Consider the following 23,509-nt stretch of genomic DNA (forward strand, 5'->3'; position numbering starts at 1 on the left):
GTGTGGTGGCGGGTGCTTTTGGCCGGTGGTCTGTCGTGGTTGCTTTGGGGGGGGGTGGGGGCGGGGGGCCGGCGGGGGGTGCCGGTGGCCGGTGTGGGCGCCCGACCGCAGGTCAGACGGCGCTGATGCAGGTGGACTTCTCGCAGGTGCTGCCGCAGTTGTCGTCGGTCATCTGGACCAGGTGCGCGGGGTCGAGAACCTCCAGCAGCTCGACGTCCAAGTCGAAGTCGTCCGCCACGGTGGTGGTCGCCTCGGGGATCTCAGGCAGGGTGATGCTCACGGATCTTCCTTTCGGTTGGTCGTACGGTGAGCGAGCCGGGCGGTCCTGCACCGGCTCCAGGGGCCCGCGAACGTCGGGGGTCGCACCGTCGCGGGAGCTGAGGACCTGCGCGGTGGCAGGCGGCGGATGGCGGGCGTGGGGCCGGCACGCGGAATCCCGCGCCAAGGCATCGCGTCGCCGATACCGGTCGCGGTGATGCCGTGCGGGGAGACGACGGCGCGGTGCGTGACGCTTTAGCGCAGACGGTCCCAATCGAAGGGGGTCCGGATCTGCTCCGCAGAGGTCTCCGCCAGGGTCTCGACGTCGTGGAGGATTCCCGAGGCCCGAGGACAGGACGTGGCGTGTGTCGACCGCGGTGTGCCCGGCCTTCAGGTAGGGGCGCGACTGCAGCACCGTCCTGACGCACTCGTCGCCGCGCAGCGGGGGCACCGTGGGGAGGTGCCCGTCCGGGACCAGGCGGACGACGCCCTGGCGAGACTGAGGGCCGAGATAGCGGCCTGACCTGCGCGCGGGCCACCGTGAGTTCGGTGAACATCCCCGCCGTGGTCCCTGTACGAGGTGTGCGGATTTCATGGCTGGAGGGCTCCATAGTCCTGGGTCGCGGAGCCGTCGGCCGTGCCGTTGGGTTGCGGGGGAAGATCGTCCCGTGAGGGAGTGCCGCACTGGCACGGGTGCTCTCGGGGCAGGACACCAAGCCCGTGCAGCGTGTAGGCGGCCAGGCAGGGTGAGGCTGCGTTCGTGCCGAGTCGCTCGTAGAACCGGGTCATCTGCGATTTGAGCGCACGGCGGCTAGGACCGCCGTGTTCGGCGAGGTCCGCGAGCGTGTATCCCTGGACGAGTTCCTCCATGGTGTGCAGGTCGTGCGGCTTGACCAGCTCCCGAGGGTCGCGGGGGTCCGTCGGCGGGGCGAGGAGGCGGGTTCGGCAGCCGATGTCGACGGCATGGACGCGTCCGGCGGCGCCCATGGCCCAGAGCGTCTTTTGGACCCGGCGGGTTCCGCCGACCCTCGTGGTGCCGAAGTGCTCGCCGATCTCCTGGTCGCTCCTGCCTGCGGCGAGCAGGCCGAGGACGGTGTGGTCGACGCTGGTCAGCACGGGCCGCACGCGACAGGAGGGGCAGGGGATGCCCCGCACCCAGCGCTCGGCGGCCGGGTCGGCGGCGAGCAGGCACCGGCAGGGGTGGTTGTCGGGTAGCAGCCGGGCCCCGTGCAAGCGGTGGACGGTCGTGACGGTGCGGCCCGGGCCTTCGGGGATCGCCAGCTCCGCGGTGAGCCGGCCGAGGACGTACTCGACCCGTGCACGTTTGAGCCGGAGGAGGGCGGCGGTCTCGGTGACGGTGTGGCCGAAGACGAGGCACCGCATGATCTCGCGCTCGTCGTGGGTCAGGTCGCGGTTCAGCGGCGTGGCCCGCTTGGGGGCGGGCAGGAGCATCGCCCGGTAGGCGATGTCGACGCCTTGGGAGCGGCTGGCCGCTCCCAGGTTGTCCAGGGCCCGGGCCACCAGCTGGTCGGCGGCGGTGGAGTCCGGGTTCGCGGAGCCGAGTCCGAGCTGTAGGGCGATCTCCCGGCTGGACGCGCCGTAGGCGATGAGCGTCATCGCCTGCTGCTGGTCCCAGGTCAGGGCGAGGCGCTCGCCGCAGTGCGGGCAGGCCCAGCCAAGGGCGCGACGCGACAGCCGGCCGTCGGTGGCAGGGATCAGGAGGTTCGTCATGCCGCCTGCCCGCGCCTGCACTCACAGGGATGGTGGTTCGGAAGGACGCCGCCGAGGGCGTGAAGGATGTGGACGGCCTCGACGGTGTGATGGTGGCCGGTGGTCCCGAGGCGCGTGTGGAGGTCGCGGAGTCGGCGGACGAGGGTGCGGGTGGTGAGCTGCACCGACTGCGCCGCACGCTCGATGCCGCTACCGTCGGCGATCTCGATCATGGCGTCGGAGTCACGGTTGTCCAGGCCCGTCGACACGTCGGGCAGAACGGTCGGTGGGTCGAGGAAGCCGTGGCACCATCCGCGGTCGACGATCTGGGCCCGGGATTTGGCGTCGAACTCGGTCCTCAGCGCGGAAATGTGGTGGACGCCGTCCTCCCGGCCGCCGCCGAGCGCCAGGCCGATCTCCTCGTTCGTTGCGCCGCAGGCGACCAGCGTGAGGGTCTGGTGCAGGGCGGGGGTCAGCACTGTGCGCTTCTCGCAGCGGGGGCAGGGGCGGCCGTACACGGGGTCGGGAGGATCGGGAGGGAGGGCCGCGGCGGCACGCAGGCATGCGAGTTCCTGCGGCGAGGCCAGTGCCTCGTCGGGGTGGCAGCGGCAGGGGTGGCCTTCAGGCAGGGCCTGCAGGCTGTGCAGCAGGTAGAGGAGGAGGCGGGTCCGCAGCCGACGATCGGCCAGGCCCAGGGCGCGTTGGATGCCCGACAGGGCCTTGTTGAGGGCGGCGCGGCCGATCCCCAGGAGCTCCACCGTCTCGGGTCGGGTGTGTCCGCGGCCGAGGGCGAGTAGCACATACCTCTGCAGCACTGTCACCCGAATGGGCCGCAGGTCCGCCCGCAGCCGGAGCAGCCCGGCCCGGCACCCGATGTCGACCGCCTGAGCCTGGTTGCGGGCACCGAGCCAGCGCAGGAGCAGGATGGTGCGCCGGGCGACCTGTCGCTCGGTCAGTTTCAGGCGCCGGCTGATCTCAAGGCGGGTCAGGCCGTCGGCGATCAGGGCAAGCAGGCCGTGCTGTGCCTGGCTGAGGACGGTCCGCGTCCCGCACCGCGGGCAAGGTTCTCCGAACGCGGTACGTGTCGCACTGTCAGCGCTCCACAGCGGGACGGCGTTGGTGGGCGTGTTCCTGCCGGTCATCCCGCGCCCAGGGCGAGCAGGCGTTCGTGCAGCCGCCGCACGTCGCGGGTACTACCGAGGGCCGCGTACTGGGTGCGGCTGGCGGTGTACCAGTCGGTGGCGTCGTCCGACAGCCCGGCGCGTTGGGCAGCTTGGCCGAGGAATTCGGTGCTGCGGGCGGTCCAATGGCGGTGCCCGATGTCGGCGAACTCCTCCCGGGCCTGGGTGAGCGCGGCAACCGCCAGGTCGTGGTGGCCGGCGATCGAGTACCCCTCGCCGAGGTAGGCCAGGGCCCTTGCGGCGTTGAGCGGGTCGGGCATCTGGAGGCCGGCGAGGTCGGTGCGGGCCTGGTGGAGGAGCGGGAGGGCGAGGTCGGTGTTGCCCTGGCGGGCGATGGCGGAGCCGAGGAGCGTCTCGGCGAGACCGGCGCCCCGGCGGTCGTCGAGGTCGCTGTAGAGGACGACGGCCTCCATGAGGTGCTCCTCGGCGTCGGCGTACCGTCCGGCGTCGTGGAGGGCAGCGCCGATGCCGGAGGTGTACTGGGCTACTCCGGTGCGGTCGCCTGCGGCCCGGGCCAGCGTGGTTGCCCGCTGGTAGTGGTCGATGGCCGCGGTGTGGCGTTCGGCGGCGACCAGGCCGAGGGCGAGGGTGGAGGACATCTCGCGGATCGCCATCGGGTCGCCCCAGCGCAGCGCGGCGCGCAGCCCGCTCTCGTACACGGTGATCCACATCGGGACGTCGCGGTGGTAGTGGAAGAGGGGCCAGAGATCGGAGGCGAGCGCGCAGGCAATCGCCGGGTCGCCGCAGTCGACGGCGGTGATCATGGCCGGGCCGACAGCGGGGGCGATGGCCTCCAGCCAGGCGAGAGCCTCGTGCCTGTTGGCGAAGCGGACCGGCTCGACCGGGCGCCCCAGCGAAGGTCGAGGCAGGACGCGGTGGTGAGGGGTGAGGAGCTGGGCGCAGGCGCGGGCGGCCTGGAGCAGGTGGGCGAGGTAGCCGGCGCAGGCTTCGGCGGCGGCCAGCAGGACGGGTGATCCCGTGCCGAGCGCGGCGTCGCGGACGGAGGGCCGCAGGGTGTAGAGGTCGCCGCGGACGGCGGCGCGGCGGGCGGTGTCGAGCAGCCCCCGGGTGGCGAGTTCGGTGAGGCGTTCACGGGCCTGGGCGCGGGTGGTGCCGGTGGCGGCGGCGCTGGAGGCGATGTCGAGGTCCGGGGCCGGGACCAGGGCGAGCCGCCGGAGGAAGTCGGCGTCCAAGGGCGACAGGTGGGCGAGGGAGGAGGTTACGGCGTCGCGCACGGGATTGTCCGATCGGGTCGGCCTTGAGGGGGAAGGCTGGGGCAGGCCGGTACGTAGGGAACGGTCGGGGTGGAGAACGAGGTCGGCGGCGGCGAGCGCGATGGCCAGCGGCATCCCGCCGTGGACGTCGACGAGCGCCGACGCCGCTGCCGGGTCGCGGCGGGTGCGATCCTCGCCGACGATCCGGGACAGCAGGGCGAGGCCGTGTTCGGCGCTCAGCGGTCCGAGGCGGTGGTGGACGGCACCGTGGGCCAGCAGCGCCGGCAGCGGCTCTCGACTGGTGACCACCACCAGGCAACCCGGCGTGGCCGGCACCAGCGGCAGCACCTGCCCGGCGTCGGCGGCGTCCTCCAACAGCACCAGAACACGCCGCCCGGCGGTCTCGCTGCGCCACAGGCCGATCAGGTCCTGGTCGTTCCAGGGCAGGGGCGCGTGGTCGCCGAGGCCGAGCGAGCGCAGGAGCGCACGAGCGATCTCGGCGGTCGGAGCCGGGCCGCCCGGGGATCCCGCGCGCAGCCGGGCCACCAACTGTCCGTCCGGGTAGCTGGCGGCGAGGCGGTGTGCCCACTTGGCGGCGAGGGCGCGCTTGCCGACGCCGTCGGGGCCGGTGATCACCACGACGGGCGACGCTTCGACGGCCTCCGCCCGGCCGAGGGCCGTGTCCAGGGCGATCATGTCCTCCTGTCGGTCGGTGAACACGGGCGGAACGGGCGCGACTTGGCGCGGTATCGGGCGCGGCAGCGGGCCCGGATGGAGGTGTACGTCCCCGGTGATGTGGCCGGCTTGGACGGCGGCACCCACCCCGGACCCGCCGATGCTGTTGGTCACCTCGCCGCTGCCCACTACGCCACCACGGCCGCGTCGGCCAGCGCCCAGTGCGAGAACCCTTGGGGGTAGTTCCCGAGCTGCCGGCGGACGCGGGGGTCGTACTCCTCGGCGAGCAGGCCGAGTTCGCTGCGCAGGTCCAGCAGCCGGTCGAACAGGTCGCGGGCCTCGGCGTGCCGGTCGAGGGCGACGAGGCTCTGGACCAGCCAGAACGAACAGGCGAGGAAAGCGCCTTCTTGACCGCAGAGCCCATCGACGTTGCCGCTGGCCGCCTCACGGGTGGAGTAGCGCAGCACGAGGCCGTGCTCGGTGAGGTCGTGCTGGACGGCTTCGATGGTGCGGATGACGCGCTTGTCGTCGGGTGGCAGGAATCCGACGAGGGGGATGAGTAGGAGGGAGGCGTCGAGGGACCAGCCACCGTAGTACTGGGTGAACACGCCGCGTTCGGCATCGACCCCACGGGTGCAGACGTCGGTGTGGATCTCCTCGCGCAGGTGGGCGAGGCGGGTGAGCACGGCGGGGGCGGTGGCGGGGCGCTGCTCCAGCAGTCGCAGGGTCCGGTCCACGGCGACCCAGCACATGACCTTGGAGTAGGTGAAGTGCTGGGCCGGGCCTCGGATCTCCCAGATGCCCTCGTCGGGCTCCCGCCAGCGCCGTGCCACCTGGTCGACGAGCGCCAGGAGCAGGCCGTCGATCTGGGAGGAGGGCGGCAGGCCGGAGTCCTCGGCGAGCAGCAGGGTGTCGGCGAGGGAGCCGAAGACGTCGAGTTGGAGCTGGTCGGCGGCGCCGTTGCCGGTGCGCACCGGCTGGGAGCCCTCGTAGCCGGGCAGGTGGGTGAGGACCTGTTCGTCGAGGTTGGTGTCGCCGTTGAGACGGTAGATCGGCTGGAGGCGTTCGGGTTCGAGGGTGTCGGTGAGCCACGTGCGCCAGTTCCGGGCCTCGTCGAGGTGGCCGAGTCGTAGCAGGGTGGCGATCGTCAGCGCGCTGTCGCGTAGCCAGACGTAACGGTAGTCCCAGTTCCGTTCGCCGCCGATCCGTTCGGGCAGGGAGGTGGTGGGGGCTGCGACGACGCCGCCGTTCGGGTGGCACATGGCTTTGAGGGTGATGGCGGAGCGGATCACGGCCGATCGGTTCGGGCCGTGATAGGTGCAGCTGGCCGCCCATTGATCCCAGAATTTGACCGTGGCCTCCAGTTCGGCGGTGGCGTCGGGGGCGATGGGCACGGGCCGGTTGGCGGGCTTCCAGGTGAGGGTGAGCGCGACGCGCTGGCCGGCGTGGACGGCGAAGTCGGCCCGGCAGATGCCGTCGCGGTTGACGGTGTGCTGCGGGCTCTGCAGCCAGAAGGTGTCCGTGTCGGAGGTCGCCGACAGCAGGGGGGCGCCACCGTAGTTGGTGCGCTGGATCCGCGGAACCGAGGCGCCGTAGTCGGCGCGGGGCCGGAAGACGGAGGCGACACGGACCACACCCGAGACGCCTTCGACGATCCGGATGATCCGGGGGTCCGCCGCACCGCTGGTCGTGGGCGCGGGCATGAAGTCGGTGACGGCGACAGTGCCGGTGGTGGTGTCCCACTCCTGGCGCAGGACGAGGGTGTCGCCGACGTACTCGCGGCGGTCGGCGGCCGGCGGCGGGGTGCCGTCATAGACGGCGGGGCCCACGCGCCACAGGCCGTGCTCTTCGGTGCCGAGCAGAGAGGTGAACACCGGTGGGGAGTCGAAGGCGGGCAGGCAGGCCCAGTTGATGGTGCCGTCCGGGCGGATCAGGGCGGCGGAGCGCGTGTTGCCGAGGAACGCGAGGTCCTCGATCCGGAACGAGCTGGGTGCGCGGAGCATGGAAGTCCTGACGTGGGCGGGGAGTTCGGCGGTCAGCCCCGGGTGGGGGCCGGAGCCGCGAGGGCGGCGAGGGCGGCGGTGACGGTGTCGGCGAGGGTGCCGGCGACGGGAAGCCACGGCATGAGCTGCGCGAGCCGGGCGCGGGTGGCCCGCTGGGCGGCTTCCGCGGGGTCGCAGCCCACGGCCACGGCACCGCCATACGGGCTGAACAGGTGGGCCTCGTAGCAGTCGTGAATGCGGACGTGGCCGATCGGGCGCCAGAACAGGACGACATCCGTGCGCCGGATGTTGCGGTCCTGCCAGCCGCCCGGCAGCCACGCGGCGTAGGGGTCGCTGGCCGGATTGCGCGACGGCCTCGGGCTGAGAACCGTGCCGTCGAAGCCCGCGTCGGCGAGCAGGCCGACCGCCTCGGACTGCCAGTCCGGGCAGCCGATCGTCTCCCCGGCGAGGAACACCGACGCACGGCCGTCCGGCTCGAACTCGTTGGGCACCTCGATGTAGCGCAGGGTCACGGGGCGCCGCCGGGTCGGGCGGCCCGGTGACGGACGGATGGTGTGATCATCTGGTCTCCGAGGTTGAAGGGATGCGGCCCTGGCCCGAAACGGCCGCCATGGGGTGGTGCGGTGGAGCGGATGTTCAGCCGGTCGGCCGGAACAGGTACCGGCCCTGCGGCGGTGGTCACTTTGCGGCCTCGGCCTTGGCGCGGGCGGCGGGTCGCCAGTTCCACGGGAACGGTGGCAGGGGGTCGGCCAGCAGGGTGCGCAGGCGGCGGTCGGCTTCGGGCCGGAGGTCCGGCTCGGTGCGGGAGTACTCGGCGAGGTAGAGCCATGCGCTGATCGCGAAGACGGGGGTCAGCACATCGCGGTAGGTGCGGCCGTCGTCGTGGGCGGTGATGTCCTGCCCGTAGACGGCGGTGAATTCGTCGTACGCTCCGGCTGGTGTGCCGTAGACGTCGCGGCTCCACCCGGGGGCGGCCAGGTCCCACTCCCGGGGGCCGATCGCCGTTCCCTCGAAGTCGATCAGCGCCGGTCCGCGTGGGGTGACGATGCAGTTGCTCGGGGTCGCGTCGCCGTGGATCACACACAGCGAACCCCAGGACGTGGCGCGCCAGGCTGTCCGGGTCTCGGCCATCAGGACCCGCAGACGACGGTCGTGGTCGGGGGAGAGCGTGCCAGCGGGCAGATCCCTCAGGCGCCGGGACAGAGCTGTGAGGGGGGCGAACTTCGCCAGGCCCAGGTTGGCGGGTACGTCCAGTCTGTGCAGGTGCCGCAGGACGGCGGCGAGGTCGGCCGGGCCGGGCGGGTGGCGGCCGAGGTCTTCGGCGAAGGTGACCTGGAGGTAGTACCGGGCGATGTGCACGAGCGGGAAGGCGCGGGTGCCGACCGGACGCGGTGCCTGGATGCCGCAGCGCAGCAGCCACTGGGCGATCCGCGTCTCGCGCAGGGCGGCTTCGGTCGTGGTGCCCGGGGACCATACCTTGGCGACGGCCCCGGACTTGGGCAGACGCCAGGTGTGGTGAGGACCGGGTTGCATAAGGACGGCTCCGCCGGGATCGAGGCCTTGGCGCCAGGCCGTGTCGATGACGGCTGCACGGCTCTCGTCGGGGGTCACAATGCACCTTTCAGAACGGGGTTCGCGCGCTATGCCCGGCGTGGGCGGGCAGGCGGGCGGGGGGAACGCCGCTGGGCACGGGTAGGGAGACGCCGGCCCGGTACTGGAAGCACAGGCCGAGGGTCACGGCGAGTCCTCCCTCGGGCGGGTCCGAGCGGTTCACAGATCGTGCGGGATCGGAGCGTTGGGGGCGCCGAGGTGGAACAGCGCCCGCGGGCCGAGCCGGGCGGCCTGGCCGGTCCCGACGATCAGGACGAGGTCGCCCTGGGCGGTCGTCTCGTAGAGCCGCTGCTCCGGCCCCGGCTCGCACGGCCCGGAGCGGATCCGGTTCACCGTGCCCTGTCCGAGGACGTGGAGGGCGGCCTGCTCGACGGCGTCCAGCGGGTCGTGCCCGTGATAGGAGGCCAAGGGCGTGCTGACCGACAGCAGCACCGCGCGGTCGGCATCGCCCAAGGCCGTGCCGAGGGCCGTGCCATGGGCAACGGTGCGGGCGATGCCGTCTGGCTCCAGGACGACGACGACCTCGCCCTCGGTCAGCATCCGGGCGGCCACGACGTCCGCGGCGACCTCGCGAGGGTGGCGGGCGCGGGAGTCCACGACGGTGACGCCGCACTGTGTTCCGAGTACGGCCAGCGACCGCTCGACGCCGGCGAAGCGGCCGGCGCGCTCCACCACGGCCTTGGGGTCCTCGCCGAGGACCAGGGCGGTGGCGACGGCGGCGCACGCCGCCAGCGCGTGGTGGCGGCCGACGACCGGCAGGATGACAGTGTGGTTGCGTTCCTGGAAGCGCAGGGTCGCCCGGTAGTCGTCGCCGGTCCACAGCAACGCCATGATCCACACGGTGTCGTCCGGGTTGAGGCCGACGGTGACCACCTGCGGGCCGGGCTGGCAGGCCAGGCGCTCTCTCAGGATCCCCACGCCCATGTCCCAGGTCGGCAGAACGACGGTGTCGGCCCGCCGGGCGAGGCGCTCGGCCGCGTTGAGGCCCTCGATGGCGTCCTCGTAGTGCGGGGCGTTCGCGTCGGTGGACAGGATGAGCGCGGCGGGCAAGCGCGGCTCGCCGCGGACGAGAGGCGGCGCGGGGCGCTGCTGCCAGGCGGCGGGCGGGGCGGCCTCGTGGGTGGCGGTGTCCGGGCAGTAGTCGACGACGAGCCGTCCACCGCCCGCATGTCCGGCGGTGCCCCCGCGGGCCGGGGCGGTCAGGATCCAGCCGGTCTCGCCGTCGTCGAGGACGGCCGCAAGGGCCGCCGCCGCGGTCGCGGTGCTGTGGCTGCCCGTCACCGCCATCACACCGGTACCGGCCTGGGAGGTGATCGCCTTGAGCGCGAGGGCCCGGCCGAGGATCGGCAGGCGCAGCGCCCGGGCGCGGTCCAGCTCCGGGTGGGATCTCACCGTCACGCCCGACCAGACCACCGCGGTGTGGTCGGTGCGCAGGTGCCCGGCGTCGAACCCGACCGTCACCCGGACGCCGGCCTGTCTGAGGGTGGCCACGACCGGGCTGTGTTGCCCGGACTCGGGGACGCTGCCGGTGACGTCGGCTCCGGCTCCGGCCAGCCACAAGGCCAGGCCCTCCATGCCGGGATCGGACACGTCGACCAGATAGGCGGCGGCCAGCAGGGTGGGAACGGCCGGCCTCGGCTCGGTAGCGGGCTGAGTATTGGAGCGTTCGATGGTGCTCATCAGGGGCTCTCCAGCGGGGAATTGTGCGGTGGGGGTTGGACCGGGCCGGTGACGGGGAGGAAGGTCGACCCGCCGCCGGCCCGGGGCTCAGGCCTGGACGAGACCGCGCTCCACCTCGGCATCGGTGACGCGGGTGGCGTGGTGGTCCAGATCCATGCGGGCGACGCGGGCCAGGTGTGCGACCACCGGCTCGCCGAACAGCTCCCCGGCCAGCACACTGGTCTCGAAGAAGCCGAGGGCTTCCTCCAACGACCGTGGCACCAGCGACATGTCGCGGGTCTCGTAGGCGTCGCCGCTGGTGGCCGGCGGGGGCTTGAGGCCGGCCTCGATGCCGTGCCGGATCCCGGCGAACACCGCCGCCAGTGCCAGGTAGGGGTTGGCGTCCGCGCCCGGCAGACGCACCTCCAGCCGCAGGCTCCGGCCGTGGCCAACCACCCGGATCGCGCACGTCCGGTTGTCCCGGCCCCAGGTGAGGCGGGCCGGGGCAAAGGAGTGGTAGCCGAGGCGCTTGTAGCTGTTCACGTACGGCGCCCACAGCGGAGCGGCCTCGGGCAGCACGGCCAGCAGCCCGGCCACCGCCTGCTCGCCCAGGTCGCCAAGTTCGGTGCCGTCCTGCGGGTCGACGGCCAGCAGTGGCCGGCCGTCGAAGTCGGCCAGCGACACGTGCAGGTGCAGGCCGCTGCCGACCCCGGTGGAGGGGGCCGCCATGAACGACGCCGTCATCCCCTGCTCGTCCGCGATCGTCTTCGCGGCATGCTTGAACAGCACATGCTGCTCGCACGCCGCCAGCACCTCCCCGTACGGAACGGTGACCTCCACCTGGCCGGGCGCGCCCTCGCCCTTGACCGCCTCGACCGGCAGGCCGGCACCCGCGAGGACCTGCCGGAGCCGGCGGCCGAACTCCCTCACCGGACCGGGGCTGTCGAGGGCGTAGTCGCGGTTGTCCCACGCAGCAGGGCGAAGCCCCCTCCAACCGGCCGCCGCCGCGTCCCTGGGGCTGCCCTCGTAGAGCACGAACTCCGTCTCGATCCCCACCGCGGGCACGACGCCGTACTCGGCGAGCCGGTGCAACTGGTCGTCCAGCACCGTGCCCGGGGCCAGCGGGTGGGGCCACCCGCCGCCGATCGGCTCGGCGAGGACCAGCGCCGTGGCAGGCAGCCACGGCAACACCCGGGCCTGCTGCAGATGGGGCAGCAGAGAGATGTCGCCGAAGCCGCTCGACCAGGAGAACGGCCCGCTGCTCGCTGGGGTCATGCCCAGGTCGGTGCCGAGCACGTACCCACACATCTCCGGGGACAGCGACCCCGACCGCAGCCGCCGCACCAGCCCGGCCGCGTCGTACTCCTTGCCCTTGAGCCGGCCCTGCACATCGACCGTCGCCAGCAGCACCGTCTCAATGCCGAAGGTGGCCACCAGGCGGGCGAGCGGACCGGTCGGCGAGGCCACCACTGCCGAGCTGCCAGCTGCGCGGCTTCGGGCGGTGCGCACCGTCGGCTTCGTACGACCGTTGCGTCGGCGGCTGGTCACACGACCTCCTCGGTCAGCTCGACAAGCTCGGCCGACTGCTGGACCGGCGGCGCGTACGCGCGCCCGGCCTTGAGCCACCATGCCCACGCCAGCACCAGCACCACGAGGAGCGCGACAGGCGCGTAGTTGAAGGTGTCGACGGTCACCGGATAGGACTGCGGCAGGCACACCAGCACGCTCACCACCACCACCCAGCCCACCGCGATCCACCCGATCACCGGACCGCGCCGGCCCAGGTTCCACGGCCCGGGACAGAACCGGCGTCCCCTGCGCAGCCGCAGGTAGACCGGCACCGCGTACGCCGGCGTCATGCCGACCACGTTGACCGCGGTCACCGCGCCGTACGCGGTCGTGCTGTACAACGACGGCAACGCGAGCACCAACGCCGCCCCCACCGACAACCACACCCCGGCCACCGGCGTCCCCGTACGCTCCGACACCCGGCTCCACAGGCCCGAGGCAGGCAGCGCCCCGTCCCGCGCGAAGGCGAACACCATCCGGCTGCTGGCCGCAGTCTCCGCGTTGCCACAGAACAGCTGCGCCACGATCACCACCGCCAGGAGCACCTTGCCACCGGTCGTCCCGAGCGCATCGATGAAGATCTGCGCGGGCGGCACGCCGGTGCTCGTGCCGAGGACGGCGTCGTAGTCCTGGACGGCGAACAGCATGCCGGCCAGCAGGACGGCACCGGCGATCCAGCTCACCCAGATCGAGCGGACGATCCCGCGCGGTGCGGACACCGCCGCCCGGGTGGTCTCCTCGGACATGTGCGCGGAGGCGTCGTAGCCCGAGAAGGTGTACTGCGCCAGCAGCAGACCGACCGCACTCGCGTAGATCGGGTTGCTCCAGCCTGTGTTGTTGACGAAGTGCCCAACCACCCAGTCGGCGTCCTGGTGCCCGCTGGGGACGATCGCCAGCGCTCCGACGATCAGCACGACGCCGCCGATGTGCCACCACACCGAGACGCTGTTGAGGAAGGCGACCCGTCGCACGTTCGGCAGGTTGAGCAGCGCGTGGAGCAGCAGGACGGCAGCGAAGATCCCGAACAGGCCCGCGGGGGTGGGCTCGTAGCCGAACTGGAGGTTGAGGAAGGCCCCGATGAACGACGCGGCGCCATAGTCGATGCCGCAGATCCCGCCGATCAGCCCGAGCAGGTTGAGCCAGCCGACCAGCCAGCCCCACCGCGGTCCGCCGAGCTGGTGCGCCATGAAGTACAGGCCACCGGAGGTCGGGTAGGCGGAGGTCACCTCGGCCAAGGCCAGGCCGACGAAGAGCACCATTGCGCCGACGCCGATCCAGCCCCAGAACATCACCGCCGGCCCGCCGGTGTTCAGGCCGAACGAGAACATCGTCATACAGCCGGACAGGATGCTGATGACGGAGAAACTGCTGGCGAAGTTGCCGAACTCGCCCATTCTCCTGATCAGCTTGGGCTCGTAGCCAAGTTGGCGAAGCCGTTCCTCATCGGACGGGACAGCGTGGGCAGAGGACATCGACGTCGACCTCCGTGCGGGGAAGAAGATGAGCAGTGGGCAAGAGGGTCAGGCCAAGGCGGTCGCCCGGCCGGCGAGAGCCTGCTCGCGAGCCGTCAGCAGCAGTGCCTCGGCCCGATCCGGCGAGTCGGCGACCAAGCTCCAGGGGGCCCGCGAGGCGAACGGACCGAGCGTGGCGAACACCCGGACGGCCGGGCCCATCTGGGCCGACGCCCACAGCGCATGGGCGAGGTAGCTGAGATCGGCGACCGGCCACGACCCGGGAACCGATACGGTCCAACTCTCGTACGCTCGCTGAGTCCGGGAGAAGTGCGGCTCCCGCAGCCACTGCCGCAGCACCACCGCGTTCCGCCTCGGCTCATTGCGGTAACGCTCGACCGACAGGTACAACGGCAGCGCGGCGAGCGGCGACCCGGCCGGCGCCGTCGACGAAGCGACGTTCACGAAGTCGGCCGCCGCCGGCCGCCAGAACTGCTGCCAGTAGCGCAGCATCCGGTGGTGAGCCTCCCGGTTGCCGGGATCGCGCCGCAGCGCCTCGCGGAGCAGCCCCCACGGGCCCGGCGGAAGCATCGGGTCCAACGACGGCTGCCGATGCTCAGGGAAGGCCCTGGAACGGTCCAGCACGGCCAGAGCGAGGAGACACACCCACGGCACGGGGTCCGAGGGCACGGCCTCGGCGGCGGCCCAGCACGACTCACGTGCCGCCCGCTCCAGACGGCGAGCCTGCGGAGACCGGGCCTCGGCCGCGGTCAAGGCGTGCTCGACCGCGACCCGCGTGCGAAGGATAGCCAGCCCCGGGCTCTCCGGGTCCTCGCGCCCCCAGTCGGCGAGCACGGTGGACCGGGCGGCCACCACTGCCAGCACCTGCGTACGAGAGGTACGACGCCCCCAGTCCTCGCCAGTTGCCGCCAGCAACCGGCCGGTCGACCACCAGCGCCCCGCCCGCAGGTCGTCCACCGCAGCCCGCAACGCATCGTCCAGCCCCGCAGGGTGGTACACCGGACGGGTCGAAGACGCCACGATCACGGATCAGTCCTCCCATGCATGGACATGGCAAATGGTGGTGGGTAGTTCCTGAACGGGCCCGACGGGCAGCTCCGTTCAGGGAGCGAAGGGGCAGCAGGCGCGCTTGTACGGTTCTGGCGCCCGGCACGCACCGAGCCGAGAGATCACTTTCATGTGCGGGTCATACGGAATCAGCAGACAACGGCGCCTCAACAGTGCAGATTTGTTGCATCGTGTGGCATCCATGCGAGAAACCAGGCCGTGAGCTGCGGCCTTTCCGGAAGACAAAGTTCGGGAGTCGCGATGAAGCGGGTTGGGCTGCTCGCCCAGTGGCGCCGGGGGGCGGGCTTCACTCAGGAGACGTTGGCCGAGCGGCTCGGTATCGACCGCTCGACAGTGCACCGTTGGGAAGCAGGCAAGGCAACACCACAGCCGTGGCAGATCCCGTCGCTCGGCAATGCTCTCGGACGCTCCCCCACGGAACTCGAAGCCCTCTTCGCCGGACGGCTCGACAACCGCCGGCCGGAGGCCGAGACCGACAACCACGCCGAAGCATCGCCCGACGAGCTGAGGATCATGTACCTGGATCTCGAACGGCGTTATGAGCGTGTCCCGTCGTCGAGTCTGCTTGCCGAAGCAGGCCAGCACTTCGCCCGTCTCGACCAGCTGGCCCGCCGGTCTCGTGGCGGGCCGCAACAGCGGGACATCCTGGCGCTCCAGGCCGAGACGGGCACCCTGATGGGGAAGCTGGTTTGGGACGCCTCGCAGCGACGCGACCACGGGGGTGCGCGCAAGTACTACTCCCAGGCCGCTGCCATCGCTCGCCGTTTGCAGGATCCCGCCCTGGAGAGCCACGCCCTCCTTCGGTCGAGCTACGTTGATCTGTACGGCACCAAGGACGCATCGACTGGTCTCGCGCTCGCCGAAGCAGCGGCGCGACGAGCAGCACCGGTGAACCCAGTGCTAGCGGGGCTGGCGCTCCTGCACGCCGGCGAGGCGCACGCCATGCTCGGCGACCGAGCGGAGTGCGAGAGGAGTATCGGTCTCGCCCAGAACCAACTGGCCCACTTCGGCGCTGGCTCCGCCACCGGCCTCGTCTCGCCAGAACAGGTCGGTCGACTCACCGGTTCGTGCTACCTCGAACTCGGTCAGCTCCGCCGAGCGCAGGATGATCTGGAGTCGGTCGCCAGAAGCCTGGGGCGCCGCCAGAAGTCCCGCACGATCGTGCTGGGAAACCTCGCTCTGGCCCTCATCCGGCAACGACAGGTCGACGGCGCACTCGAAGTACTGGACCAAGCTGTCGACGAACTCGAACACACTCGCGGCGGAGGGGGAATGAACCTAGTGTTCGCCGCTGCCCGGGAGCTGAAACCCTGGCGGCGGGAAGTTCAGGTACTGGAACTTCACGACCGGCTGCTGTCCTTGCTGGCGGCGCCCTGATCGAAGGAGAAGATTCACCGTGACCGTGAGCCGGGAACGAGAGAAGGCCGAACTGCGCGAGCGTGTCTGGGCCGAACTGGACGCCGCCGCGGCGGTCGCGGACGAGACGGCGCACGGCAGGATCCCAGCCTTCCACGGCGCCGAGCGGGCCGCCCGCCGCCTGGCCGCCTTGCCGGCCTGGAACACGGCCAAGATCCTCAAAGCGGTGCCGGACACGGCGCAGGAACCTGTCCGCGCCCTCGCCCTGGAGCAGGGAAAGGTGGTCTACATGGCCGTTCCCCGGCTCGCGGCTCCGGCGCCGTTCTACGTTCTGGACCCTGAGCGTCTCGCCGTCCCTCCCTCTGTGGCCGCAATCCGCCAGGAGGTGCCGAACCTCACCCGCGCCGTGGACGTCGACGAACTGGCACCGGTCGACCTGGTCGTCCTGGGCAGTGTCGCCGTTGACCGGACCGGAGCCCGGATCGGCAAGGGCGCGGGATACTCGGACATCGAGGCAGCCCTCCTGACCGAGGCCGGGCTGATCACCGAGAAGACCGTCTTCGTCACGACGGTGCACCGCCTCCAAGTCGTAGACGCGGTACCGACGGAGGCCCACGACGTCAAGGTCGACCTGATCATCACACCCGAGACGGTGATCCCGTGCCCCGGACCGCGAGCGCCTGCCCAGCTCCGCTGGGAGGAGCTGCCGGAGGAGAAGATCGCTGCGATTCCGGCGCTCGCCAAACGCCGAGCAGAGCGCGCCTGAACACCGGAAACACCAGCTGAGCAAGCACCAGGGTTACGATCGCGGCTGGTGCGCCTGTGGTCAGCATGAGCGGATTTCCGCTGACCACCGGCACCGCTCGCTCAGACCGCCCCGCCCTTGGGTGCGTAGCGCAGGAGAACGACGTCGCCGATCGCTTCCGTGCCGAGAAGGCACATGCGGCGCGTGCTTCCGCCGGGGTAGCTGGCCGGGTGGAGGAAGCGGGGCGCATCGGCGTCGCCGACGAGCAGAGGCGCGACGGCGAGGTGGATCTCGTCGACCAGGCCCTGCGAGAGGAACTGGGTGTGGACCTGGCCTCCGCCTTCGACCATGAGCCGCTCGACGCCGCGCGTGGCGAGATCGTCGAGCAGCGCGCCGAAGTCGACGGTCTCGCCGGTACTGACGACGTCGGCCAGGCCGTCGAGTTCCTCGCGGAGCTTGGCGGCGGCCGAGTCGGTCGTGTACACGACCTTCTTGTCCCCGAAGTGCCAGAATTTCAGGTCCCGGCTCAGGTCGCCGCTGGCGCTGATGGTCACCTTGAGCGGGTACTCCGCCTTGCCGGCGGCCACGCGTTCAGCGCGGCGCTTCTCGTTGTTCACGAGCAGTCGGGGGTTATCGCTACGCAGGGTGTTGCCCCCGATGAGGATGGCGTCGGACTCGGCCCGGACCTGGTCGACACGGTCGAAGTCGGCCGGGTTCGACAGCAGGAGACGGTCAGGTGAGGCGTCGTCGATGTGGCCGTCAATCGAGGTAGCGACGCTGAGCAGGACGAAGGGGCGGGTGGCCATCACGGTCCGTTCTCTTGGTGGCGCTGAGCGCTTGATGATCAGACTTCATGAAGCAGACGGCTGTCGAGAGCCTCCCGGAACCGGTCGACCTCGGGAACGCCTCGGCATCGTCGCAGCAGTTCATCGAGCGTGGCCAGCTCGGTGAAGATCCGGGCCGACCCCGTGACAGCGGCGACGGCGAGTGCGGCCTCGCCCGTCGCGGCGGCCTGCTCTGGTCCGTTGGCGACGAACTGGGAGATGGCCGCACGCGCGAGGTAGACGCCGCGGTCGCGGCGGAAGTTGGGCGGCAAGGCGCGGATCGCCCGCTCGAAGCTGGCCACCGCCGTGTGGTGTTGCCCAAGCAGCGACAGCGATCGAGCGCGCTGCGCCTCCACGTAGGCGGCATCGAGCCATCTACCGCGGCCGACCGGCGCCTCGGACGGGTCGGCGATGAGCGCGAGCGCGTGGTCGAAGGAATGCTGGGCGGTCCGCTCGTCGCCGAGGAGCGCGTGCCCGTGAGCACCGTAGACCGCCCCCATCGCGCTCAACCGGCTCCGTGGAGGCGCCAGGCGCTGGGCGTAGTCGGCGAGGTCGACGGCGTCGACGGACTCCCGCATGTCACCAGCCAATTGGGCCTTCCGGGCCGTGATGTAGGCGGTCAGGTCGTGGTCCCCACAGGCGCTCGCCCAGTCCATTGCGCGGTCGGCCCAGTACTGGGCAGCGTGGTGGTCTCCGCCGTCCTGGTGGAGCCAGCTGCAGAACTCCGCGTACTCGGCGAGGACCTGCAGCAGAGCTTGCCGGTCGTGGCCGGTGGCCTCGCGGCGCAACTGCTGGATCAGTTGGATGTGTTCTTGGGCGGCGGTGACGACCTCGCGAGGTCCCAGGATGTTGTCGCACTCGACCAACGACCTGCGCAGCGACTGCAGGCTCTCGACCGGGTGGAGCCCAGGGGACAACGTGGGCGGTCCCGCCTGGACATCGGGCACCGCGAGGCCGGACAAGCGTGCCACACCCGGCGTCACCGATACGCCATGGGACAGCGCCTGGCGCGACACGGTGACGAAGATGATTCGCCCATCAGACGCGCGGCAGCCGACCCGGACGCCGCCATCCATGAGCGCCATCGTGGCCGTCCCGGAGGTATCCGCGCCACCCAGACCGTGCGCCTGCGGCCAAGACAGCGGCCCACGCGGAGCTCCGGCGGCTGGGGAAGCCCCGGCGGCATGGCGGACAGCAACGGAGACCCGCAGAGCGTGAGCCAGTTCGGCAGCGGTCACCCGCAGAAGGCCGGCAAGCTTCGCTAACTGCCACGGCTGCGGCGAGGACTTGGCCCGTTCCCATCGACCGACCGTCGACCGGTCGACGGCCATAGCCTCGGCCAGCGACTCCTGGGTGAACCCAGCCGCCGCACGTAGCTCAATGAACTGCTCGCGCCGCTCCCCCATCACCCGCCCTCTCGATACGCCGCGCAGATCCCGACCAAGAACTCCACTGGTAGGCGCCCGGCTTCCCCCACGGATGCCCCATCGGTGAATCAATTCTGCTCGGTTCCGAGCCAGCGTGCAGCGATTCCCTGGTGTTCGCCGAAAAGCCTGACGCAACGCTCCGTCCAGCGGAGCCGCCCGGCACAGAAGGTGATCAAGGTCGCTCGGGCCAAGCTGCCGGTCGCGGAACTTACCTGTGCTACGTTCCGTAGTCCAATCAAATACAGGTGACCCCGGCGGTGCGCTAACACCCCGGGGTCCGGCAACAGGAGCGATCACTCCCTTGCAGGTCCATCGTAGCGCCCACGCGCGCAACTTCATTGTGCTGCCCAACGCCGCCATGCAGGACCGGCGGCTGTCCTTCACCGCCCGCGGCCTCCTGGCCGATCTGCTGTCCCGGCCGAACAACTGGCGCGAGGACGCGAGGCAGATGGCCGACACCAGCACGCAGAGCCGTGCGGCGATCCGCAAGGCCCTGAAGGAGCTAATCGAGGCGGGCTACTACCGGGTCGAGAAGGTCCGGCTGCCGGACGGCACGATCCGCTCGGAAGCCCATGTCTACGACACCCCGCAGATACCCGGCTTGCGGGAGGCCGAGGAGCCTCTGGAGGCCGTGACCCCGCAGGTGGAGCCGAGTGTGCCCCGTCCGGCGTCCGGTTCTCCGGATTCCGGTGCTGGTGGCGTCCTTTGTGTAAAGAACCTGGTCAAAGAACCCTCCCTCCCCAGCCCCGAGGCCCCTCCGAAGGCGCCGGCGGAGCCGCAGCCGGAAGCCGCGGGAGGGCAGGTGGGAATCTCGGTCGAGGACCTGGACAAGCCGCTGCAGGTGGCGGCACGCGTCCTGCAGCAGGCGCTCGACGGCCAGCGGCGCATGCGCCTCGGCGAGGCGGAGGTGGTGGAGCTGGCGCCGCTGGTCGTGGACTGGCTCTCGGCGGGCATCGGTCCGGCTGAACTGGCGGCGGCGCTGCTGCCCGGCCTGCCGGAGACGATCCACTCTCCGGTCGGCGTGGTCCGGAGCCGGCTGCTGCGCAAGCTGCCGATGCGTCCGGTGCGGGCAGGACGCGCCGCGGCCGACGGGATGATCGAGTGTGACGAGTGCCGCGACCCGGTGTCCCGCCCCGGCCGGTGCGGGCGCTGTGCGGGTCGGCCTGGTCCGGTGTCGGCCATCGGCAGCGACGCACGGATCACGGCGGCAGGCGCGGCCCGTGCGCGCGCGGCGATGCGGCCCAGGCGCTAGCAGGCTGCCGTAGCCGGGGTGTGAGCCGGAGCCCCGTCGGCCCCCGGAAGATCCGGCAGTGCCAGCGAGTGCGCACAGGGCGGTGGAAGGCGCAGCCCGACCGCCCGCGCTCATTGGGCATCGGGATGGGACCGGCCGTGACCCACCGGAACAAGGGAGGCTGCGCCCGAAGCCGGGGGTCATGGCCCAAGGCTCAATCCGACAGTTCCATCAAGAGCGACCCAGTGTGGCGAACGCCACAAAGATGGCCAAGGGGCCCCATGGTTTGTTGATCATTGATCAGACGCTCCCAGACTGACGATCACTTAGTTGACCAAGAAGGTTCATGACCTCTTGTGACTGGTCGTCAAATTCCCACATCGACTGATCATCCGACCCCGCCGTGGAAGTTGCGCTACAGATTGATAAAGTTACTCTGAGTTGTCAATGCGCGTAGCGTTGCGCTTGGCGTTCCGGGACTGTGATCTTCGAAACTCTGCGCTGTGCCTGCCGGGGGCTGGCATGGTGAGGGGGTCGCAGCAGCAGGCGGCTGCACTGCGGCCTCACAGTACGAAGGAGCCCCCATTGTCCCGCTCGGTCCGGACCTGCGCGATCGACCTGGCTGATGCCTTCTCTACGAGCGAGTCCAGCACGTGTCCGACCTGTGCGGAGATTCCCGTCGACGGCTTCGGCGTGCGGGGCTGAACCCAAGCCGGGTTGCTCTACCGGTGGCCGGCGCATCGCAGCGATGAAGCGCCCTGTGGAAGCCCCATTCTCCGGTTCCATGGCGACCCGCACCTCCTGCTAGGGCATGGGGAGTAAGGAGCCGGCGCCTTGTGCGACCAGAAGCCGACCGGATCCCTTGCCCCACTACCCCCCTACGAGGACTTGGTGTCTACCCACGAAAGCCCGGCAGTCCAGCTGCCGGACGACGCAGCCGTGCGACCGTCCGGCCCGGGCGCCCGCGATAACGGCAGCGACCGCCTTGCTGAACGCCAGGCACGTGTCGAGCGCGGCTACGCCGGTCCAATCGGTTCCTTCGGCGGGACCGTCGGCCGACACCGACCATGCTCGAAGGCGCGTGGGCCAATGGAGGTGCCGGGAGTCGGCCCGTGCTGAGGATGCGCCGCCTGCGCAAGACGTGCGAGCGGAAGCTGACCACGCTGCCGATTCCGGAGCCCTTCACGATCGACGGTCTAGTGGCCGCGATGGAGGAAGCGAGCGGGCGCACCATCCAGATGGTCCCACTCGACGCTCACGGAGGCGACCTGCGAAAAGCCTGCGGTCTTCGCGTGCGGGCGGACGAGCTGTCCCTGATCTTCTACCGGCCGAGGCCGACGCAGTACCAGACCGACCACGTGAAGCTTCATGAGTTGGTACACGAGTGGTTCGACCACGGCACCAGCCTCGGGCCGGACCAGTTAGGGCTGCTGCTGCCCGACCATCTGCGCCAGGGTCTCGTTGAACGGATGAGTCTCGGAGCGATCGTCCAGGCCCGCGCGCGCTATGACAGCCGCGAGGAGCAGGAGGCGGAGCTGAGCGCGTCGCTGATCAAGCGGCTTGTCCAGCGCCAGATGCCGGTCGGGGGCGACATGGTCAGCCTCCTGGAATCCACCCTGTCCCACCCCGTCGCCGCTCCAAGGCGCGGCAAGAAGTAAGAAGGAAGAACCAATCGTGCTCGCTCTCGCTGCGTACACCGCCGCGACCACGATGACCGCGGTGGCGGTCTGGCGGCTGCCGGCGGTCCTCTACGGGGACGCGCACAGGCGCGCCCTCTGGGGCTGCTATCTGGGGTTCGCGCTGGCCCTGTGGCTCAAAAGCCCCGCAGTGATCGACCTGATGAACCGCCAGCCGATCACCGACCTCTCGGTCCTGCTGAAGCACTACGTCTCGACCTTGGCCATCCTGGCCATCCTGACGTACGTGGTCGCCTCGTACGGCAAGACGGACGAGGCGGTGATCCCGCGTCACGTGGCCGTCGCGCGCTGGATCGAGCGGGTCGCTTGGAAGGCCGCGACCGGCATGCTGGCGCTGATGACGGTGCTCTTCTTCACCGTCGTCGACCGCAGCCGGCCGAGCACCGACTTCGTCCCCGACCATGCCGGGCAGTGGGGCGCAGTTCTCTACGAGACAATCTTCTACGTCTACCTGGGCACCGCCTCCGCGGTCACCTGCTACCAGTGGTCCAGCGCGCGCCGTCGGGCCGAGACCCGCCTCCTGCGCACCGGCCTGGGGCTGATGGCCATCGCCATGGCGATCGGCGTCGCGTACGTCGCGATCCGGACGACCTTCATGTGGGTCACCCTGGCCGCACCGCTCGGCACCGACTTCAACCACGACCTGGGCGTCTACACCGAGTTCATGCAGATCGCACTTTTCATGATCTTCGCCGCCGGGGTGAGCATCCCGACCACCAATGCCGCCGCCTCCAGGTGGCGGACCTGGCGAGCCCTGTGGAACCTCTACCCGCTGTGGCGCGACCTGGTCGACGCATTCCCGACCGTCCCATTCCAGAAGCCGGCCAGCCGCTGGCGCGAGGTCCTGCGGACCGACCCGCCGATGGACATCCGACTGGACCGCTGGACCCAGGACATCGCGGACGTGGTCGAGCAACTGCGGCACCACGCCTCGCCGATGCTGCTGCCGGTGATCGAGGAAGCCGTGGACGGCACCAGCGACCCGCAGGCAGCCGGCGAGGCGCTGTGGATCAAGGCCGCGCTGGCGAACGTCAGGGCGGGCCGCCGAAGCGCTGTTCCGGCACCTGCGTTGCCCAGCAAGCCGATCGCGTCCACGCACGCGGAGGTGACCTGGCTCCTGCGGGTCGGGGAGGCGTTCAGCGCCACGACCGACCGCCAGGTCCAGGAGCTGCTGGCGACCGCGGAGGCGGAGGAACTGGCCCTGGAGATGGAGGAGATGGCGCTGTGAGTACCACCGTTGCCCGCACCGTGACCGACATCCTGCAGCCGCGCAACGTGATGCTGGCCGGGCTGACCGGCGTGGGCGCCGCGGCGGCCGGCAGCTGGACGGGAATCGGCTGGGGCCTCCTGGCGGCCCTGTGCGCGGGCATCATCCCGTGGGCCTACATCGAGTGGGAGCGGAAGCGGGGGACCTGGGGCGACCGGCACGTCGTCGACCGCACCCAGCGCCTGCCGATCTTCCTCGTCATCCTCGGCTCGATCGGCGCCGGCTCCCTGGTGATGGTGCTCGGCCACGCCCCGCGCGACATCCTCGTCGCCATGATCGCCCTGTGGGTGATGACCGTGGGCCTGCTCAGCATCAACACGGCCTGGAAGATCAGCGTGGACAGCGCGGTCGCCAGCTCGGTGGTCACACTGCTCGCGGTGGTCCAGTCGCCGTGGTGGCTCATCGCGGTCCCCCTGGTCGCCGCGGTGTGCTGGTCGAGGGTGGCGCTGAAGTACCACACCGTCGCGCAGACCGCGGCGGGCGCCGCACTCGGCGCCGCCACCGCCACCGCCTGGCTCGTCTGACGGCAGAACGAAGCGGGC

At 71.0% G+C, this 23,509-nt stretch carries 19 protein-coding genes and 1 pseudogene; 6 read left to right on the forward strand and 14 right to left on the reverse strand.

Annotated features, from left to right (window positions below; translation table 11 throughout):
- Positions 1 to 112 precede the first annotated feature (112 nt).
- The 11 genes from ACFVUH_RS08030 to ACFVUH_RS08080 all read right to left on the reverse strand — a co-directional run bounded on the left by ACFVUH_RS08030 (position 113) and on the right by ACFVUH_RS08080 (position 14,378).
- The gene (locus tag ACFVUH_RS08030) at positions 113 to 280 is read right to left on the reverse strand and encodes an FxLD family lanthipeptide (RefSeq protein WP_387911895.1); all 168 of its coding nucleotides are present in this window, start codon (positions 278 to 280) and stop codon (positions 113 to 115) included.
- A 569-nt stretch (positions 281 to 849) separates the two neighbouring features.
- Entirely contained in the window at positions 850 to 1,989 is a 1,140-nt protein-coding gene (locus tag ACFVUH_RS08035) for a hypothetical protein (RefSeq protein ID WP_387911897.1), read from the reverse strand.
- Positions 1,986 to 3,110: a hypothetical protein gene (locus tag ACFVUH_RS08040; RefSeq protein WP_387911898.1), complete on the reverse strand. Its 1,125-nt coding sequence runs from the start codon at positions 3,108 to 3,110 to the stop codon at positions 1,986 to 1,988. The genes ACFVUH_RS08035 and ACFVUH_RS08040 overlap by 4 nt, the downstream gene beginning before the upstream one ends.
- Positions 3,107 to 5,083, reverse strand: a complete 1,977-nt coding sequence (locus tag ACFVUH_RS08045; RefSeq protein ID WP_387911900.1) for a tetratricopeptide repeat protein — start codon at positions 5,081 to 5,083, stop codon at positions 3,107 to 3,109. Before ACFVUH_RS08045 ends, ACFVUH_RS08040 begins: the two co-directional genes overlap by 4 nt.
- A gap of 143 nt (positions 5,084 to 5,226) precedes the next feature.
- Positions 5,227 to 7,041: a glycoside hydrolase family 15 protein gene (locus tag ACFVUH_RS08050; protein ID WP_387911902.1), complete on the reverse strand. Its 1,815-nt coding sequence runs from the start codon at positions 7,039 to 7,041 to the stop codon at positions 5,227 to 5,229.
- 32 nt (positions 7,042 to 7,073) lie between these two features.
- A complete protein-coding gene (locus tag ACFVUH_RS08055) occupies positions 7,074 to 7,553 on the reverse strand; it encodes a hypothetical protein (protein WP_387911904.1) in 480 nt (159 codons plus the stop codon).
- A 166-nt stretch (positions 7,554 to 7,719) separates the two neighbouring features.
- Positions 7,720 to 8,574, reverse strand: a complete 855-nt coding sequence (locus ACFVUH_RS08060) for a phosphotransferase family protein (RefSeq protein ID WP_387911906.1) — start codon at positions 8,572 to 8,574, stop codon at positions 7,720 to 7,722.
- A 237-nt stretch (positions 8,575 to 8,811) separates the two neighbouring features.
- The gene (locus ACFVUH_RS08065) at positions 8,812 to 10,332 is read right to left on the reverse strand and encodes a Mur ligase domain-containing protein (protein ID WP_387911907.1); all 1,521 of its coding nucleotides are present in this window, start codon (positions 10,330 to 10,332) and stop codon (positions 8,812 to 8,814) included.
- A gap of 87 nt (positions 10,333 to 10,419) precedes the next feature.
- Positions 10,420 to 11,859: a glutamine synthetase family protein gene (locus tag ACFVUH_RS08070; RefSeq protein WP_387911908.1), complete on the reverse strand. Its 1,440-nt coding sequence runs from the start codon at positions 11,857 to 11,859 to the stop codon at positions 10,420 to 10,422.
- Entirely contained in the window at positions 11,856 to 13,352 is a 1,497-nt protein-coding gene (locus tag ACFVUH_RS08075) for an amino acid permease (RefSeq protein ID WP_387911910.1), read from the reverse strand. The genes ACFVUH_RS08070 and ACFVUH_RS08075 overlap by 4 nt, the downstream gene beginning before the upstream one ends.
- Before the next feature lie 48 nt (positions 13,353 to 13,400).
- Positions 13,401 to 14,378 carry a hypothetical protein gene (locus ACFVUH_RS08080; RefSeq protein ID WP_387911911.1) on the reverse strand — a complete coding sequence of 326 codons (978 nt, stop codon included), beginning with the start codon at positions 14,376 to 14,378 and terminating at the stop codon, positions 13,401 to 13,403.
- Positions 14,379 to 14,660: 282 nt separating this feature from the next.
- Here ACFVUH_RS08080 and ACFVUH_RS08085 point away from each other — a divergent pair, with 282 nt between their 5' ends.
- Positions 14,661 to 15,797 carry a helix-turn-helix domain-containing protein gene (locus tag ACFVUH_RS08085; RefSeq protein ID WP_387911912.1) on the forward strand — a complete coding sequence of 379 codons (1,137 nt, stop codon included), beginning with the start codon at positions 14,661 to 14,663 and terminating at the stop codon, positions 15,795 to 15,797.
- 19 nt (positions 15,798 to 15,816) lie between these two features.
- Positions 15,817 to 16,542 (forward strand): 5-formyltetrahydrofolate cyclo-ligase, encoded by a 726-nt coding sequence (locus ACFVUH_RS08090; protein WP_387911913.1) that lies wholly within the window; start codon positions 15,817 to 15,819, stop codon positions 16,540 to 16,542.
- 101 nt (positions 16,543 to 16,643) lie between these two features.
- On the opposite strand, the gene ACFVUH_RS08095 is transcribed toward ACFVUH_RS08090, so the two are convergent.
- From ACFVUH_RS08095 to ACFVUH_RS08105, 3 genes and pseudogenes are all read right to left on the reverse strand, one after another.
- A complete protein-coding gene (locus ACFVUH_RS08095) occupies positions 16,644 to 17,327 on the reverse strand; it encodes a RibD family protein (protein WP_387912315.1) in 684 nt (227 codons plus the stop codon).
- 38 nt (positions 17,328 to 17,365) lie between these two features.
- Positions 17,366 to 18,430, reverse strand: a complete 1,065-nt coding sequence (locus tag ACFVUH_RS08100; protein ID WP_387912317.1) for a DNA-binding protein — start codon at positions 18,428 to 18,430, stop codon at positions 17,366 to 17,368.
- A 141-nt stretch (positions 18,431 to 18,571) separates the two neighbouring features.
- Positions 18,572 to 19,132, reverse strand: a pseudogene (locus ACFVUH_RS08105) (helix-turn-helix transcriptional regulator); the annotation flags it as partial.
- Between ACFVUH_RS08105 and ACFVUH_RS08110 the strand changes: the two are divergent.
- The 4 genes from ACFVUH_RS08110 to ACFVUH_RS08125 all read left to right on the forward strand — a co-directional run bounded on the left by ACFVUH_RS08110 (position 19,074) and on the right by ACFVUH_RS08125 (position 23,491).
- On the forward strand, positions 19,074 to 20,024 hold the full coding sequence (locus tag ACFVUH_RS08110) for a helix-turn-helix domain-containing protein (RefSeq protein WP_387911914.1): 951 nt from the start codon (positions 19,074 to 19,076) through the stop codon (positions 20,022 to 20,024). The pseudogene ACFVUH_RS08105 and the gene ACFVUH_RS08110 overlap by 59 nt on opposite strands.
- Positions 20,025 to 21,118: 1,094 nt before the next feature.
- Positions 21,119 to 21,661, forward strand: coding sequence for a hypothetical protein (locus tag ACFVUH_RS08115; RefSeq protein ID WP_387912319.1), 543 nt, complete (start codon positions 21,119 to 21,121; stop codon positions 21,659 to 21,661).
- 16 nt (positions 21,662 to 21,677) lie between these two features.
- Positions 21,678 to 22,928 carry an MAB_1171c family putative transporter gene (locus ACFVUH_RS08120; protein WP_387911915.1) on the forward strand — a complete coding sequence of 417 codons (1,251 nt, stop codon included), beginning with the start codon at positions 21,678 to 21,680 and terminating at the stop codon, positions 22,926 to 22,928.
- Positions 22,929 to 22,978: 50 nt separating this feature from the next.
- Positions 22,979 to 23,491 (forward strand): hypothetical protein, encoded by a 513-nt coding sequence (locus ACFVUH_RS08125; protein ID WP_387912320.1) that lies wholly within the window; start codon positions 22,979 to 22,981, stop codon positions 23,489 to 23,491.
- Positions 23,492 to 23,509 lie beyond the last annotated feature (18 nt).

Origin of the sequence: Kitasatospora sp. NPDC058032 (genome assembly GCF_042885845.1) — a bacterium.
Taxonomy (GTDB): domain Bacteria; phylum Actinomycetota; class Actinomycetes; order Streptomycetales; family Streptomycetaceae; genus Kitasatospora.